9 protein-coding genes and 3 rRNA genes are annotated in these 15,714 nt (G+C 66.2%); 10 read left to right on the plus strand and 2 right to left on the minus strand.

Features of this window, described 5'->3' with window-relative positions; all coding sequences use genetic code 11:
• Positions 1-20 precede the first annotated feature (20 nt).
• The gene (locus IE326_RS32555) at positions 21-917 is read left to right on the plus strand and encodes a DUF8829 domain-containing protein (RefSeq protein WP_190044050.1); all 897 of its coding nucleotides are present in this window, start codon (positions 21-23) and stop codon (positions 915-917) included.
• Between the two features lie 76 nt (positions 918-993).
• Here IE326_RS32555 and ptsP read toward each other — a convergent pair whose 3' ends face one another.
• Positions 994-2,664, minus strand: coding sequence for a phosphoenolpyruvate--protein phosphotransferase (gene ptsP, locus IE326_RS32560; RefSeq protein ID WP_150227173.1), 1,671 nt, complete (start codon positions 2,662-2,664; stop codon positions 994-996).
• 81 nt (positions 2,665-2,745) lie between these two features.
• On the minus strand, positions 2,746-3,195 hold the full coding sequence (locus tag IE326_RS32565) for a PTS sugar transporter subunit IIA (protein ID WP_150227172.1): 450 nt from the start codon (positions 3,193-3,195) through the stop codon (positions 2,746-2,748).
• Between the two features lie 668 nt (positions 3,196-3,863).
• Here IE326_RS32565 and IE326_RS32570 point away from each other — a divergent pair.
• The 9 genes from IE326_RS32570 to IE326_RS32610 all read left to right on the plus strand — a co-directional run bounded on the left by IE326_RS32570 (position 3,864) and on the right by IE326_RS32610 (position 15,711).
• Positions 3,864-5,388: ribosomal RNA gene (locus IE326_RS32570) — 16S ribosomal RNA — on the plus strand.
• A gap of 283 nt (positions 5,389-5,671) precedes the next feature.
• Positions 5,672-8,793: ribosomal RNA gene (locus IE326_RS32575) — 23S ribosomal RNA — on the plus strand.
• A 77-nt stretch (positions 8,794-8,870) separates the two neighbouring features.
• Positions 8,871-8,987, plus strand: a 5S ribosomal RNA gene (gene rrf / locus IE326_RS32580).
• Together the 16S, 23S and 5S rRNA genes form the textbook arrangement of a ribosomal RNA operon.
• A gap of 170 nt (positions 8,988-9,157) precedes the next feature.
• Entirely contained in the window at positions 9,158-9,766 is a 609-nt protein-coding gene (gene clsA / locus IE326_RS32585; RefSeq protein WP_150227171.1) for a cardiolipin synthase ClsA, read from the plus strand.
• Between the two features lie 115 nt (positions 9,767-9,881).
• Positions 9,882-12,377, plus strand: a complete 2,496-nt coding sequence (locus IE326_RS32590; protein WP_190044051.1) for a mannose-1-phosphate guanyltransferase — start codon at positions 9,882-9,884, stop codon at positions 12,375-12,377.
• A gap of 101 nt (positions 12,378-12,478) precedes the next feature.
• On the plus strand, positions 12,479-13,408 hold the full coding sequence (locus IE326_RS32595; protein ID WP_190044052.1) for a DUF881 domain-containing protein: 930 nt from the start codon (positions 12,479-12,481) through the stop codon (positions 13,406-13,408).
• Entirely contained in the window at positions 13,405-13,737 is a 333-nt protein-coding gene (locus IE326_RS32600) for a small basic family protein (RefSeq protein ID WP_030492461.1), read from the plus strand. The genes IE326_RS32595 and IE326_RS32600 overlap by 4 nt, the downstream gene beginning before the upstream one ends.
• 5 nt (positions 13,738-13,742) lie before the next feature.
• Complete coding sequence (locus IE326_RS32605) at positions 13,743-14,690, plus strand: DUF881 domain-containing protein (protein WP_190044053.1); 948 nt, start codon at positions 13,743-13,745, stop codon at positions 14,688-14,690.
• Positions 14,691-14,769: 79 nt separating this feature from the next.
• Entirely contained in the window at positions 14,770-15,711 is a 942-nt protein-coding gene (locus IE326_RS32610; RefSeq protein WP_190044270.1) for a double zinc ribbon and FHA domain-containing protein, read from the plus strand.
• Positions 15,712-15,714: the final 3 nt, after the last annotated feature.

Raw genomic sequence — 15,714 nt, forward strand, 5'->3', positions numbered from 1 at the left:
ACCGCACCCGAGGGGGAAGCATGACGACCACCACCACGACCCGCCTCCGCCGCGCCCTGCGCCGCGAGATCCCCAGCACCATCGGCCTCCTCGCCGACGAGCGGGACTTCGCCGCCATGCGCCGCTACCGCACCTTCGCCTTCGACGACCACCCCACCTACCTCAAGGAGGTCGAGGCCCTCCTCAAAACCCTCGCCCGCCAGGGCACCCACACCACCGTGACCCTCTTCGACCCCGACGAGTACGCCTCCTACTGCGCCGAGACCGGCCTCGATCCCGACCACCCCTCCAGCCGCAGCCGCTTCACCGACCACCTGGCCACCACCGGCGCCCGCGTCACCTACACCGGACAGCCCCTCGCCTCCCTCCTCCCCGAACTCGTCGACGCCGCCGTCCGCCGGGCCACCTGGGAGTACGCCACCACCGTCCTCGCCACCGCGGGGGACTGCGCCGACTGCGGCCTGGACCTCGGCCGCGACGCCTTCGACCGCGCGACCCGCCTGCTCCTGCGCCTCCTCGACGGCGCGGGAGCGGGCACCCACCACCTCGTCTGCAGCGTCCCCGCCGCCGACGACCACCTCCTCGCCGTCCTCCACACCGTCCGCGACGACCACGGCACCGACCACCACGACCCCACCGCGGCCGCCGAGTTCGCCGCCGTCCTCGCCGCCGGGATCGTCCTCGCCGCACCGGGCGGACTCGTCCTGCGGGCCATGACCCCCGGCCGGCCCGACCGGCTCCACGGCTGGCGCCTCGCCGACGGCACCCTCGCCCCCCTCACCGAGGCCGAGGTCTTCGCCGCCTACTGCACCGACGCCCGCACCGGCGAACCCCTGCCCCCCGAGCACGGCGTCGACCACCGCGCCGGCTTCCCCCTCGCCCCCGACCCCGACGGGCACCATCCCGGCCACCACTGACCCCGGACACGCCGGAGGGGCTCCCCGCCACCAGGTGACGGGAAGCCCCTCCGGACCACGCGCTGAGCCTCCGGGATCACTCCCCGGACAGCACCGCCTGCGCGGCGACCCGAGCCTCGTGCGCCGTGTCCGCGGCACGCGCCGCGGCCGCCGCGCGCTCGCACTGCGCGAGCGTGTACTTCGCCAGCGTCGCCCGCACGTACGGGATCGACGCCGCGCCCATCGACAGGGAGGTGACGCCCAGACCCGTCAGCACGCACGCGAGCAGCGGATCCGAGGCGGCCTCGCCGCAGACGCCGCAGCTCTTGCCCTCGGCCTTGGCCGCCTCGGCGGACAGCGCCACCAGGTCGAGCAGCGCCGGCTGCCACGGGTCCTGGAGCCGCGACACCGCACCGACCTGACGGTCGGCCGCGAAGGTGTACTGCGCCAGGTCGTTGGTACCGAGCGACAGGAACTCGACCTCCTGGAGGATCGAGCGCGCCCGCAGCGCGGCCGAGGGGATCTCGACCATCGCACCGAACTTCGCCCGCAGCCCCGCCTCGCGGCACGCGTCGGCGAACGCCTTCGCGTCCGTCCGGTCGGCCACCATCGGCGCCATGACCTCCAGGTACACGGGCAGACCCTCGGCGGCCTTCGCCAGCGCGGTCAGCTGCGTCCGCAGCACCTCCGGGTGGTCGAGCAGCGACCGCAGGCCCCGCACGCCCAGCGCCGGGTTCGGCTCGTCCGCCGGCGTCAGGAAGTCGAGTGGCTTGTCGGCGCCGGCGTCGAGCACCCGCACGACGACCCGGCCCTCGGGGAACGCCTCCAGGACCTTCCGGTACGCCTCGACCTGCTTCTCCTCGGACGGAGCCTTCTTGCTGTCGTCCAGGAAGAGGAACTCGGTACGGAACAGACCGACGCCCTCGGCACCCGCCTCCACCGCGGCCGGCACGTCCGCCGGACCGCCCACGTTGGCGAGCAGCGGCACCTTGTGCCCGTCCGAGGTGGCGCCGGGACCGCTGGACGACGACAGAGCGGCCTTGCGCTCCTCCGCGGCCCTGGACAGCTCCGCCTTCTTCTCCTCGCTCGGGTCCACGAAGATCTCGCCGGTGGAACCGTCCACCGCGATCTCCGTGCCCTCGACCAGGTCACCGGCGCCGGGCAGCGCCACCACGGCCGGCACGCCCAGCGCACGCGCCAGGATGGCGCTGTGGCTGGTCGGCCCGCCCTCCTCGGTCACGAAGCCGAGCACCAGAGCCGGGTCGAGCAGCGCGGTGTCGGCCGGAGCGAGGTCCCGCGCGATCAGCACGTACGGCTCGTCGCTGTCCGGCACGCCGGGCATGGGCACCCCGAGCAGCCGCGCGACGATCCGGTTCCGCACGTCGTCCAGGTCGGCGACCCGGCCCGCCATGTACTCACCGGCACCCGCCAGCAGCTCGCGGTAGTGCGAGAAGGCGTCGTAGATGCCGCGCTCGGCCGTGCTGCCGACCGCGATCCTGCGGTCGACGTCGGCGATCAGCTCCGGGTCCTGGGCGATCATCGCCTGGGCCTCCAGCACCGCCTGCGCCTCGCCGCCGGCCAGGTTGCCGCGCGCGATCAGGTCCGCGGCCACGGCCTCCACCGCCTGACGGGCGCGCCCCTGTTCGCGCTCCGCCTCCTCGGCGGGAATCTGCTTGGCCGGCGGTTCGAGGACCGCCGTGCCCATGTGCCGCACCTGGCCGATCGCCACACCGTGGCTGACGCCCACGCCTCGCAGCGTTGTCTCCATCTCACCCGTCTCCGATAGAAGCGGCGGCCGGTGCCGCCGCGTTGGATGTCCTACTCGCGGCCGTCATGACGACGGACGGGCTCAGCTCCAGCCGAAGAGCTGGTCGCCGGCCTTCACGTCGCCGTCCTCGCGGACGTCGGAGAGGGAGTCGGCCGTCGCCTCCAGGGCGACGATGGGACAGATGGGGGACTTGCCGGCCTTCTCGACCTCGGCGGGGTTCCACCGCACGACGGCCTGTCCGCGCGCCACGGTGTCGCCCTTGTTGACGAGCAGCTCGAAGCCCTGCCCGTTGAGCTGGACGGTGTCGATGCCGAGGTGCGTCAGCACCCCGTGCCCCTCGCCGTCCACGACGACGAAGGCGTGCGGGTGCATGGAGACGACGACCCCGTCGATGGGGGAGACCGCCTCGGAGGGCTCACGTACGGGATCGATGGCGGTGCCGGGTCCGACCATGGCACCGGAGAAGACCGGGTCGGGAACATTGGCGAGACCGATGGCGCGTCCAGCAAGCGGCGACGTCACGGTTGTCATGGGAAGCCTCCCAGGGGCGGAGATCGTGTGGCGCCGCCACACCTGTCCTGGGCGGCGCGTACTGTTCAGAAGCGTAAGTCATAGGAAGTCCCGGTTCCGCACGAGACGTACCAGTTGGGCGGACCTAGGGACTACCGGAAACGATTTGCCTCTACTGACGGTGGGATGTACTGTCGTACTCCTGCCTGACCCCAACGCGGCTTTGAGTCGCGGTCGGCAGCACCGATCAAGCCAGATCCTAACCCCAGTGGTCTACACCTCTGCCTGTCCCGGTTCACCCGGAGCGAGCGGGGAGTGGTCAGGGGGCCGGAGAAAGCCTGGTAATGTTTCACCCCGCCGGAAGGCCCCGAAGAAATGAAATTCGGGACCGGAAAGCACCGAGGAAATCGGGTCGGAAAGATCTGATAGAGTCGGAAACGAAGGAAGCGCCCGGAGGGCCCGGAAACGGGATCGAAGGAAGCGTCCGCACCTTGAGAACTCAACAGCGTGCCAAAAATCAACGCCAGATTAGTTGATACCCCGTCCATCTTCGGATGGTCGAGGTTCCTTTGAAAAGTCCATCCTCTTCGGGGGGTGGCGATGACACAGCGAGGACGCTGTGGACAGCGGGCCTTATTCCGGCTCGTCTGTCCCGCTCAACGCGAGTGTGACCGGATATCCGGTAAACATTCACGGAGAGTTTGATCCTGGCTCAGGACGAACGCTGGCGGCGTGCTTAACACATGCAAGTCGAACGATGAAGCCCTTCGGGGTGGATTAGTGGCGAACGGGTGAGTAACACGTGGGCAATCTGCCCTTCACTCTGGGACAAGCCCTGGAAACGGGGTCTAATACCGGATACGAGTTCAGGAGGCATCTTCTGGACTGGAAAGCTCCGGCGGTGAAGGATGAGCCCGCGGCCTATCAGCTTGTTGGTGGGGTAACGGCCCACCAAGGCGACGACGGGTAGCCGGCCTGAGAGGGCGACCGGCCACACTGGGACTGAGACACGGCCCAGACTCCTACGGGAGGCAGCAGTGGGGAATATTGCACAATGGGCGAAAGCCTGATGCAGCGACGCCGCGTGAGGGATGACGGCCTTCGGGTTGTAAACCTCTTTCAGCAGGGAAGAAGCGAAAGTGACGGTACCTGCAGAAGAAGCGCCGGCTAACTACGTGCCAGCAGCCGCGGTAATACGTAGGGCGCAAGCGTTGTCCGGAATTATTGGGCGTAAAGAGCTCGTAGGCGGCTTGTCACGTCGGGTGTGAAAGCCCGGGGCTTAACCCCGGGTCTGCATCCGATACGGGCAGGCTAGAGTGTGGTAGGGGAGATCGGAATTCCTGGTGTAGCGGTGAAATGCGCAGATATCAGGAGGAACACCGGTGGCGAAGGCGGATCTCTGGGCCATTACTGACGCTGAGGAGCGAAAGCGTGGGGAGCGAACAGGATTAGATACCCTGGTAGTCCACGCCGTAAACGTTGGGAACTAGGTGTTGGCGACATTCCACGTCGTCGGTGCCGCAGCTAACGCATTAAGTTCCCCGCCTGGGGAGTACGGCCGCAAGGCTAAAACTCAAAGGAATTGACGGGGGCCCGCACAAGCAGCGGAGCATGTGGCTTAATTCGACGCAACGCGAAGAACCTTACCAAGGCTTGACATATACCGGAAAGCGCCAGAGATGGTGCCCCCCTTGTGGTCGGTATACAGGTGGTGCATGGCTGTCGTCAGCTCGTGTCGTGAGATGTTGGGTTAAGTCCCGCAACGAGCGCAACCCTTGTCCTGTGTTGCCAGCATGCCCTTCGGGGTGATGGGGACTCACAGGAGACCGCCGGGGTCAACTCGGAGGAAGGTGGGGACGACGTCAAGTCATCATGCCCCTTATGTCTTGGGCTGCACACGTGCTACAATGGCCGGTACAAAGAGCTGCGATGCCGCGAGGCGGAGCGAATCTCAAAAAGCCGGTCTCAGTTCGGATTGGGGTCTGCAACTCGACCCCATGAAGTCGGAGTTGCTAGTAATCGCAGATCAGCATTGCTGCGGTGAATACGTTCCCGGGCCTTGTACACACCGCCCGTCACGTCACGAAAGTCGGTAACACCCGAAGCCGGTGGCCCAACCCCTCGGGGAGGGAGCTGTCGAAGGTGGGACCAGCGATTGGGACGAAGTCGTAACAAGGTAGCCGTACCGGAAGGTGCGGCTGGATCACCTCCTTTCTAAGGAGCACAGTACCGATTGCAGGCAAACGTTCTGCACGGTCAGCTCATGGGTGGAACGTTGATTAGTTGGCGTGATTCTTCAGAGTCTCCGGTAAGTACTGCTTCGGCGTGGAACACCGGACGAACCGAGAAGGTCACGCCTGGCACGTTGTTGGGTATCTGAGGGTACGGCCGCAAGGTTGTATCTTCGCGATGCCGGCCCCAGTGAAGCACCGAGTTTCGGTGTGTGATGGGTGGCTGGTCGTTGCTTGAGAACTGCACAGTGGACGCGAGCATCTGTGGCCAAGTTTTTAAGGGCGCACGGTGGATGCCTTGGCACCAGGAACCGATGAAGGACGTGGGAGGCCGCGATAGTCCCCGGGGAGCCGTCAACCAGGCTTTGATCCGGGGGTTTCCGAATGGGGAAACCCGGCAGTCGTCATGGGCTGTCACCCACTGCTGAACACATAGGCAGTGTGGAGGGAACGAGGGGAAGTGAAACATCTCAGTACCCTCAGGAAGAGAAAACAACCGTGATTCCGGGAGTAGTGGCGAGCGAAACCGGATGAGGCCAAACCGTATGCGTGTGATACCCGGCAGGGGTTGCGCATGCGGGGTTGTGGGAGTTCTCTTGATCAGTCTGCCGGCTGGTCGGCGAGTCAGAAACCGTATGGATAGTCGAAGGACATGCGAAAGGTCCGGCGTAGAGGGTAAGACCCCCGTAGACGAAATCTGTACGGCTCGCTTGAGTATTTCCCAAGTAGCACGGGGCCCGAGAAATCCCGTGTGAATCTGGCGGGACCACCCGCTAAGCCTAAATATTCCCTGGTGACCGATAGCGGATAGTACCGTGAGGGAATGGTGAAAAGTACCGCGGGAGCGGAGTGAAATAGTACCTGAAACCGTGTGCCTACAAGCCGTGGGAGCGTCGGACACAAGCTTGCTTGTGTCTCGTGACTGCGTGCCTTTTGAAGAATGAGCCTGCGAGTTTGCGGTGTGTTGCGAGGTTAACCCGTGTGGGGAAGCCGTAGCGAAAGCGAGTCCGAACAGGGCGGTTCAGTAGCACGCTCAAGACCCGAAGCGGAGTGATCTAGCCATGGGCAGGTTGAAGCGGAGGTAAGACTTCGTGGAGGACCGAACCCACCAGGGTTGAAAACCTGGGGGATGACCTGTGGTTAGGGGTGAAAGGCCAATCAAACTCCGTGATAGCTGGTTCTCCCCGAAATGCATTTAGGTGCAGCGTCGTGTGTTTCTTGCCGGAGGTAGAGCACTGGATAGGCGATGGGCCCTACCGGGTTACTGACCTTAGCCAAACTCCGAATGCCGGTAAGTGAGAGCACGGCAGTGAGACTGTGGGGGATAAGCTCCATGGTCGAGAGGGAAACAGCCCAGAGCATCGACTAAGGCCCCTAAGCGTACGCTAAGTGGGAAAGGATGTGGAGTCGCAGAGACAACCAGGAGGTTGGCTTAGAAGCAGCCACCCTTGAAAGAGTGCGTAATAGCTCACTGGTCAAGTGATTCCGCGCCGACAATGTAGCGGGGCTCAAGCGTACCGCCGAAGTCGTGTCATTGCAGTACATACCCCCAACGGGGACTGTGATGGGTAGGGGAGCGTCGTGTGCCGGGTGAAGCAGCCGCGGAAGCGAGTTGTGGACGGTTCACGAGTGAGAATGCAGGCATGAGTAGCGATACACACGTGAGAAACGTGTGCGCCGATTGACTAAGGGTTCCTGGGTCAAGCTGATCTGCCCAGGGTAAGTCGGGACCTAAGGCGAGGCCGACAGGCGTAGTCGATGGACAACCGGTTGATATTCCGGTACCCGCTTTGAAACGCCCAATATCGAGCCCATTAATGCTAAGCCCGTGAAGCCGTTCCGGACCCTTCGGGGAATGGAAAGTGGTGGAGCCGGCGAACCAAGGTGGTAGTAGGTAAGCGATGGGGTGACGCAGGAAGGTAGTCCAGCCCGGGCGGTGGTTGTCCCGGGGTAAGGGTGTAGGACGCACGGTAGGCAAATCCGTCGTGCACATAGTCTGAGACCTGATGCCGAGCCGATTGTGGTGAAGTGGATGATCCTATGCTGTCGAGAAAAGCCTCTAGCGAGTTTCATGGCGGCCCGTACCCTAAACCGACTCAGGTGGTCAGGTAGAGAATACCGAGGCGTTCGGGTGAACTATGGTTAAGGAACTCGGCAAAATGCCCCCGTAACTTCGGGAGAAGGGGGGCCATCACCGGTGATGACACTTGCTGTCTGAGCTGGGGGTGGCCGCAGAGACCAGCGAGAAGCGACTGTTTACTAAAAACACAGGTCCGTGCGAAGCCGTAAGGCGATGTATACGGACTGACGCCTGCCCGGTGCTGGAACGTTAAGGGGACCGGTTAGTGACCTTTCGGGGTTGCGAAGCTGAGAACTTAAGCGCCAGTAAACGGCGGTGGTAACTATAACCATCCTAAGGTAGCGAAATTCCTTGTCGGGTAAGTTCCGACCTGCACGAATGGCGTAACGACTTCTCGACTGTCTCAACCATAGGCCCGGTGAAATTGCACTACGAGTAAAGATGCTCGTTTCGCGCAGAAGGACGGAAAGACCCCGGGACCTTTACTACAGTTTGATATTGGTGTTCGGTTCGGCTTGTGTAGGATAGGTGGGAGACTGTGAAGCGGCCACGCCAGTGGTTGTGGAGTCGTCGTTGAAATACCACTCTGGTCGTGCTGGATGTCTAACCTCGGTCCGTGATCCGGATCAGGGACAGTGTCTGATGGGTAGTTTAACTGGGGCGGTTGCCTCCCAAAGGGTAACGGAGGCGCCCAAAGGTTCCCTCAGCCTGGTTGGCAATCAGGTGTTGAGTGTAAGTGCACAAGGGAGCTTGACTGTGAGACCGACGGGTCGAGCAGGGACGAAAGTCGGGACTAGTGATCCGGCGGTGGCTTGTGGAAGCGCCGTCGCTCAACGGATAAAAGGTACCCCGGGGATAACAGGCTGATCTTCCCCAAGAGTCCATATCGACGGGATGGTTTGGCACCTCGATGTCGGCTCGTCGCATCCTGGGGCTGGAGTCGGTCCCAAGGGTTGGGCTGTTCGCCCATTAAAGCGGTACGCGAGCTGGGTTTAGAACGTCGTGAGACAGTTCGGTCCCTATCCTCTGTGCGCGTAGGAATATTGAGAAGGGCTGTCCCTAGTACGAGAGGACCGGGACGGACGAACCTCTGGTGTGCCAGTTGTCCTGCCAAGGGCATGGCTGGTTGGCTACGTTCGGGAGGGATAACCGCTGAAAGCATCTAAGCGGGAAGCCTGCTTCGAGATGAGTATTCCCACCTCCTTGAGAGGGTAAGGCTCCCAGTAGACGACTGGGTTGATAGGCCGGATGTGGAAGCCCAGTAATGGGTGGAGCTGACCGGTACTAATAGGCCGAGGGCTTGTCCTCAGTTGCTCGCGTCCACTGTGTTTGTTCTGAAGTAACGAACTCGCCAAGTATCTGGCTGGAGTTCAACTTCATAGTGTTTCGGTGGTCATAGCGTTAGGGAAACGCCCGGTTACATTCCGAACCCGGAAGCTAAGCCTTTCAGCGCCGATGGTACTGCAGGGGGGACCCTGTGGGAGAGTAGGACACCGCCGAACAATCATTGTGGGAAAGCCCCGCACCAGATGGTGCGGGGCTTTCCTGCGTTCCGGGGCCTTTTGTCGGTCTTCGGTGAGTGCGGTCGGCGGACCCGGTGCCCCGTGGGGGTGGGAACGGACGGTAAGGTCAGGGGTCAACGTCAGTACCGTTCCCAGCAGGAGGCTCCCGGGTGGAGGTCCAGGAGACCGAGGTCCAGACGGACCGGGTCCTCACCATCCCCAACATTCTCAGCATGGCGCGTCTTCTCGGCGTGCCGCTGTTCCTGTGGCTCATCCTCCGGCCGGAGTTCGGCGGGCCCAACAGTGACGTCTGGGCGCTTCTCGTGCTGATGCTCAGCGGCGTCAGCGATTATCTCGACGGCAAGCTCGCGCGGCGGTGGAACCAGATCAGCCGCCTCGGCCGGCTGCTCGATCCGGCCGCCGACCGCCTCTACATCCTCTCCACCCTGGTGGGCCTCACCTGGCGGGAGATCCTGCCACTGTGGCTGACCGCCGTCCTTTTGGCGCGCGAAGTCATGCTGCTGGTCATGGTGGGAATCCTCCGCCGGCACGGCTACCCGCCGCCGCAGGTGAACTTCCTGGGGAAAGCTGCCACTTTCAACTTGATGTACGCCTTCCCGCTGCTGCTTCTCAGTGACGGAACCGGCTGGTTGGCGTCACTCGCTGAAGTTTTCGGATGGGCTTTCGCCGGATGGGGTACAACTCTGTATTGGTGGGCAGGGATCCTCTACGTGGTCCAGGTCCGCCGACTCGTGAAGGCGGATACCGCGGCCGATTGAGCCCGTCCGTCCCGTGCCGTGCAGCGTCGCCGGCAGGAACGAGGACGTCCGAGGGCAGTGACCGGACAGGGTCGGTCGGCAGGACCGTCGTCTCTTCAAGGAGGACGCTTCCGACATGAAGGCCGTCGTGATGGCCGGTGGCGAAGGAACACGCCTTCGCCCCATGACCTCGAGCATGCCCAAGCCTCTGTTGCCGGTGGTGAACCGGCCGATCATGGAGCACGTCCTACGACTGCTCAAGAGGCACGGTCTCAACGAGACCGTCGTAACCGTCCAGTTTCTCGCATCGCTCGTCAGGAACTACTTCGGCGACGGCGAGGAGCTCGGGATGGAGCTCACCTACGCCAATGAGGAGAAACCTCTCGGCACAGCGGGCAGTGTGAAGAACGCCGAGGAAGCGTTGAAGGACGACGCCTTCCTCGTGATCTCGGGGGACGCCCTCACCGATTTCGACCTCACCGACCTGATCCGTTTCCACAAGGAGAAGGGCGCGCTCGTCACGGTCTGTCTGACGCGCGTGCCGAATCCACTGGAATTCGGCATCACGATCGTCGACGAAGAAGGAAAGGTCGAACGGTTCCTGGAGAAACCGACCTGGGGCCAGGTCTTCTCCGACACCGTGAACACGGGCATCTACGTCATGGAGCCCGAGGTCTTCGACTACGTCAAGGCCGATGTGCCCGTCGACTGGTCCGGCGACGTCTTCCCGCAGCTCATGAAGGAGGGCAAGCCGGTCTACGGCTATGTCGCCGAGGGCTACTGGGAGGACGTCGGCACCCACGAGAGCTACGTCAAGGCGCAGGCCGACGTGCTGGAGGGCAAGGTCCAGGTCGACATCGACGGCTTCGAGATCTCGCCCGGCGTGTGGGTCGCCGAAGGAGCGGAGGTGCACCCCGACGCGGTGCTGCGCGGACCGCTCTACATCGGCGACTACGCCAAGGTCGAAGCCGGCGCAGAGGTCCGCGAGCACACCGTCATCGGATCCAACGTGGTGGTGAAGACCGGGGCCTTCCTGCACAAGGCCGTCGTCCACGACAACGTCTACATCGGACAGCAGAGCAACCTCCGCGGCTGCGTCATCGGCAAGAACACCGACGTCATGCGGGCGGCCCGGATCGAGGACGGCGCCGTCATCGGCGACGAGTGCATGATCGGCGAGGAGTCGATCGTGCAGGGCAACGTGCGGGTCTACCCCTTCAAGACCATCGAGGCCGGCGCCTTCGTCAACACCTCGGTCATCTGGGAGTCCCGGGGCCAGGCCCACCTCTTCGGCGCGCGCGGAGTGTCCGGCATCCTCAACGTCGAGATCACGCCCGAACTGGCCGTCCGGCTCGCCGGGGCGTACGCGACGACGCTGAAGAAGGGCGCCACCGTCACCACCGCGCGTGACCACTCGCGCGGCGCGCGGGCGCTCAAACGGGCCGTGATCTCCGCGCTCCAGGCCAGCGCCATCGACGTGCGGGACCTGGAGAACGTGCCGCTTCCGGTGGCCCGGCAGCAGACCGCGCGGGGCAGCGCCGGCGGGATCATGGTGCGGACCTCGCCCGGCGTGCCGGACTCCGTCGACATCATGTTCTTCGACGAGCGGGGCGCCGACCTGTCGCAGGCCGGGCAGCGGAAGCTGGACCGGGTGTACGCGCGGCAGGAGTACCGGCGGGCCTTCCCCGGCGAGATCGGCGATCTCTCCTTCCCCGCGAGCGTCTTCGACTCGTACACCGGCTCCCTGCTGCGGAACGTGGACACCTCGGGGATCGCCGAGGCCGGACTGAAGGTGGTCGTGGACGCCTCCAACGGCAGCGCGGGACTCGTCCTGCCCAGCCTGCTCGGACGCCTCCAGGTGGACTCGCTGACCATCAACCCCGGACTCGACGAGTCCCGGCCGACCGAGTCCGTGGAGCGCAGACGCGCCGGTCTGGTGCGGCTCGGGGAGATCGTGGCCTCGGCACGGGCGGCGTTCGGCGTGCGGTTCGACCCGGTGGGCGAGCGGCTGTCGCTCGTCGACGAACGGGGCCGGATCATCGAGGACGACCGGGCGCTCCTCGTGATGCTCGACCTGGTGGCGGCCGAGCGGCGGTCGGGGCGGGTCGCGCTGCCGGTCACCACGACCCGTATCGCCGAGCAGGTGGCCGCGTACCACGGCACGCAGGTCGAGTGGACGACCACCTCGCCCGACGACCTCACCCGGGTCGGCCGGCAGGAGTCGACGATCTTCGGCGGGGACGGGCGCGGCGGGTTCATCGTCCCCGAGTTCAGCAGCGTCTTCGACGGGGCTGCGGCCTTCGTGCGGCTCATCGGCCTGGTGGCGCGGACCCAGCTCACCCTCAGCCAGATCGACGCCCGGATCCCGAGGGCCCACGTGCTCAAGCGGGACCTCGCCACCCCGTGGGCCGTGAAGGGCCTCGTCATGCGGCGGGTGGTCGAGGCGGCCGGCAGCCGGTCCGTGGACACCACCGACGGCGTGCGGGTCGTGGAGGCCGACGGACGCTGGGTGATGGTGCTGCCGGACCCGGCCGAGGCCGTCACCCACCTGTGGGCCGAGGGTCCCGACGACACCTCCGCGCAGGCGCTGCTCGACGAGTGGGCGCGGGTGGTCGAGAGCGCGGGCCGCTGACCGCACCGGACCAGGAGCCGGGCGGCGCCCCGCAGGGGGCCGCCCGGCCTTTCACCGGGGCCATTCGGCGGTAGGGCGTGCGACGTGCGACGATGTGCGGCATGTCGCAGCAGCCCCCCGTTCGGAGCACAGGATCTCCGCCCCCGCGCCCGGACGCGTCGATGTCGCTGCTGAACAACGTCATCGACCACGCGCTGGACGACGGATACGCGGAGGCGACCGCCCGGCGGGCCGCCGAGGGCGGTCCGGTGCCCAAGCCGCTGCGGGCCAGGCTCGGCCTCGCGGCCGGGCTGGTGCTGGCCGCCGCCGTGGTGACGGTGGGCGCGGCCGAGGCCCGGGTCTCGGCCCCCGTCGTCGCCAAGGAGCGGCAGGAACTCATCGACCGCATCGAAAGCGCGAACGGGAACGCCGACGACCTCGAACGGGACGTCGACCGGATCCGCGCCGAGGTCGGCGAGCGGCAGCGCGTGGCGCTCGAACAGCACGGCGGCGACCAGGGAGAACTGGTCGCGCTGTTGTCCGGGGCCACCCCCGTGCAGGGACCCGGGGTGAAGCTCGTCGTCGACGACGCCAAGGGCTCCGACAGCGGAGGCGGCGGCCCGCGGGAGAGCGCCGGCTTCTCCGACACCGGACGGGTCCGCGACCGGGACATGCAGCGGGTGGTCAACGGGCTGTGGGAGTCCGGCGCCGAGGCCGTCGCCATCAACGGCCAGCGGCTGACCTCGCTCTCCGCGATCCGGGCCGCCGGCGACGCGATACTCGTCGACAACCGGCCCCTCGTGCCGCCGTACACGGTCCTCGCCCTCGGGGACGGCCAGCGGCTGAGCACCGCCTTCCAGGACAGCGCGGACGGACAGTACCTCCACGTCCTGGTGGAGAACTTCGGGATCCGCAGCAGCATTTCGGCCGAGGGCGCGCTGAGCCTGCCGGCCGCGCCGAGCCTGATCGTACGTACAGCCGAGCCGAGGGGGACCGGGGCGGCGACGCCGGCCGGACGCGCCACGGCCGACAAGGGGAAGGGCACATCGTGATCGCCGTACTGGGTCTGATCGTCGGAGTCGTGGCCGGGCTGCTGGTCCGGCCCGAGATCCCGGCGGTCGTCGAGCCCTATCTCCCGATCGCCGTGGTCGCCGCTCTCGACGCGGTCTTCGGAGGTCTGCGGGCCATGCTCGACGGGATCTTCGTCGACAAGGTCTTCGTCGTCTCCTTCCTCTCGAACGTGGTCGTGGCCGCGCTGATCGTCTTCCTCGGCGACAAGCTCGGCGTCGGCGCGCAGCTCTCCACCGGTGTCGTCGTCGTCCTCGGCATCCGGATCTTCTCCAACGCGGCCGCGATCCGCCGCCATGTCTTCCGGGCGTGAGGCCGATGAGTGTGAACCCGAACGAGAATCCGGAGCCGGACGAGACCCCGGAGGCCGGGGACCGGCCGGAACCGGAGAAGCGGCCGGAACCCGACGCCAGGCCGGGAGCCGAGGAGAAGCCCGCCGCGGAGCCGGAGCCGGAGCCGGAGGAGGCGTGGGCCGTGGAGGGCGCCGAGAGCGCTCCCACCGCCGTCGTGCCCGCCCCGGAGACCGCGCCCGGCGCCGGAGGGGCGCCGAGCGGGCGCCGGCGCCTCGCGGACGCCCTGTGGCCGCCGAGGGTGACGCGGGCCCAGCTCGTCGTGGCCCTGCTGCTCGCCTGCCTGGGCTTCGGCCTCGCCATCCAGGTCTCCTCCACCAGCGAGGGCAGCGCCCTGCGCGGGGCCCGGCAGGAGGACCTCGTACGGATCCTCGACGAGCTCGACGACCGCACCCAGCGCCTGGAGGACGAGAAGGCCCGCCTGGAGAAGCAGCGGTCGGAGCTGGAGTCCAGCTCCGACCAGGCCGAGGAGGCCCGCCGGCAGACCCAGGAGAAGGAGCGGCAGCTCGGCATCCTGGCCGGTACGGTGGCCGCAGAGGGACCCGGCATCACGCTGACCGTGACCGACCCGGTCGGCGCGGTCGAGTCCGACATGCTCCTCGACACCATCCAGGAGCTGCGCGCGGCCGGTGCGGAGGCGATCCAGGTCGACGGCGTGCGGGTGGTCGCCGACAGTTATTTCACCGGTGGCGGCGATGACATGCGGATCGATGGAACGCCGGTGACCGCTCCGTACGTCTTCAAGGTCATCGGCAAGCCCGAGGATCTCGAGCCCGCGCTCAACATCCCCGGTGGAGTCGTCCAGACCCTCGAGAAGGAGCAGGCCACGGCCACGGTGGAGCGGTCGGCGAAGATCGTCGTCGACGCCTTGCGACCCGCGAAGCGGCCTGACTACGCTCGGTCGTCCTCCCCGTGAGAGGGGGCGAGGGGTCCCGCGACATGGGCTGGAGCGTTGCGGGGGGTCGGCGCACCACAACGGTGGTGCGTGGTGGAAACTGTCCGGAGGATACGGACGTTGTGAAGGTGTCCGGGTCGGCAGGTGTGATGGATCTCGGTTCGTCCTGCCCCACGGGCGGGTCTGTTTCGGTCAAGGGGAATCGCCCGTGAAGTTGTTTGCGAAGTTGTTCGGCAAGAGCGCACGCGAGGACGGCGGCAACGCCAGGCACCGCGCGACGCGCCATGCCCAGAACGAGGAGCAGGGCGGCGAGCGCCCGCTCTTCCGTGACGAGGTCGGTGGCCAGGGCGGTGACATTCCGGGCGGACAGGGCGCGTCGTCTGTTGACCCCGCCGGTGCCGCGCGCATAGGTTTCGGTGAACCATCAACCTCAAGTACGGGTGGAGGGTTTACCCCCGATCCGTACGCGACCCAGACCTCCGCGGGGCAGCCGCGGCGGGAGGACGCGTCCATGCCGGTGTGTACGAGGTGCGGTCACCGCAACACGGCGGACAGCCGGTTCTGCTCCCACTGCGGCACGCCGCTGCGGGGCGGGATCGCCGCCGAGCGCCCCTCCGAGACGACGTCGACGATCTCGATCTCCGGTCTCGAGGCGTACGACGCCGAGACCACCGGTCAGATCGCGATGCCGGCGCTGTCCGCCGAGGCCCTCGCGGCCGTCGAGGCGCTGCCGCCCGGTTCCGCCCTCCTCGTGGTGCGCCGCGGCCCGAACTCGGGCAGCCGCTTCCTCCTGGACGGCGAGCTGACGACGGCGGGCCGGCACCCGCAGAGCGACATCTTCCTGGACGACTTCACGGTCTCCCGGAGGCACGTCGAGTTCCGCAGGGGCCACGACGGCAGCTTCACCGTGTCCGACGTCGGCAGCCTCAACGGCACCTACGTCAACCGGGAGCCGATCGACTCCGTCGTGCTCAACAACGGCGACGAGGTGCAGATCGGCAAGTACCGGCTGGTCTTCTACGCGAGCCAGCGAGGCGTCTGACAC

The organism is Streptomyces filamentosus (assembly GCF_014654895.1).
In the GTDB taxonomy this organism is placed as follows: domain Bacteria; phylum Actinomycetota; class Actinomycetes; order Streptomycetales; family Streptomycetaceae; genus Streptomyces; species Streptomyces filamentosus.

Excerpts from the sequence above, each read along its gene's own strand:
- IE326_RS32590 (WP_190044051.1), top strand. The coding sequence starts at position 9,882 with ATGAAGGCCGTCGTGATGGCCGGTGGCGAAGGAACACGCCTTCGCCCC.
- ptsP (WP_150227173.1), bottom strand. The coding sequence starts at position 2,664 with ATGGAGACAACGCTGCGAGGCGTGGGCGTCAGCCACGGTGTGGCGATC.
- IE326_RS32555 (WP_190044050.1), top strand. The coding sequence starts at position 21 with ATGACGACCACCACCACGACCCGCCTCCGCCGCGCCCTGCGCCGCGAG.
- IE326_RS32595 (WP_190044052.1), top strand. The coding sequence starts at position 12,479 with ATGTCGCAGCAGCCCCCCGTTCGGAGCACAGGATCTCCGCCCCCGCGC.
- IE326_RS32565 (WP_150227172.1), bottom strand. The coding sequence starts at position 3,195 with ATGACAACCGTGACGTCGCCGCTTGCTGGACGCGCCATCGGTCTCGCC.
- IE326_RS32605 (WP_190044053.1), top strand. The coding sequence starts at position 13,743 with ATGAGTGTGAACCCGAACGAGAATCCGGAGCCGGACGAGACCCCGGAG.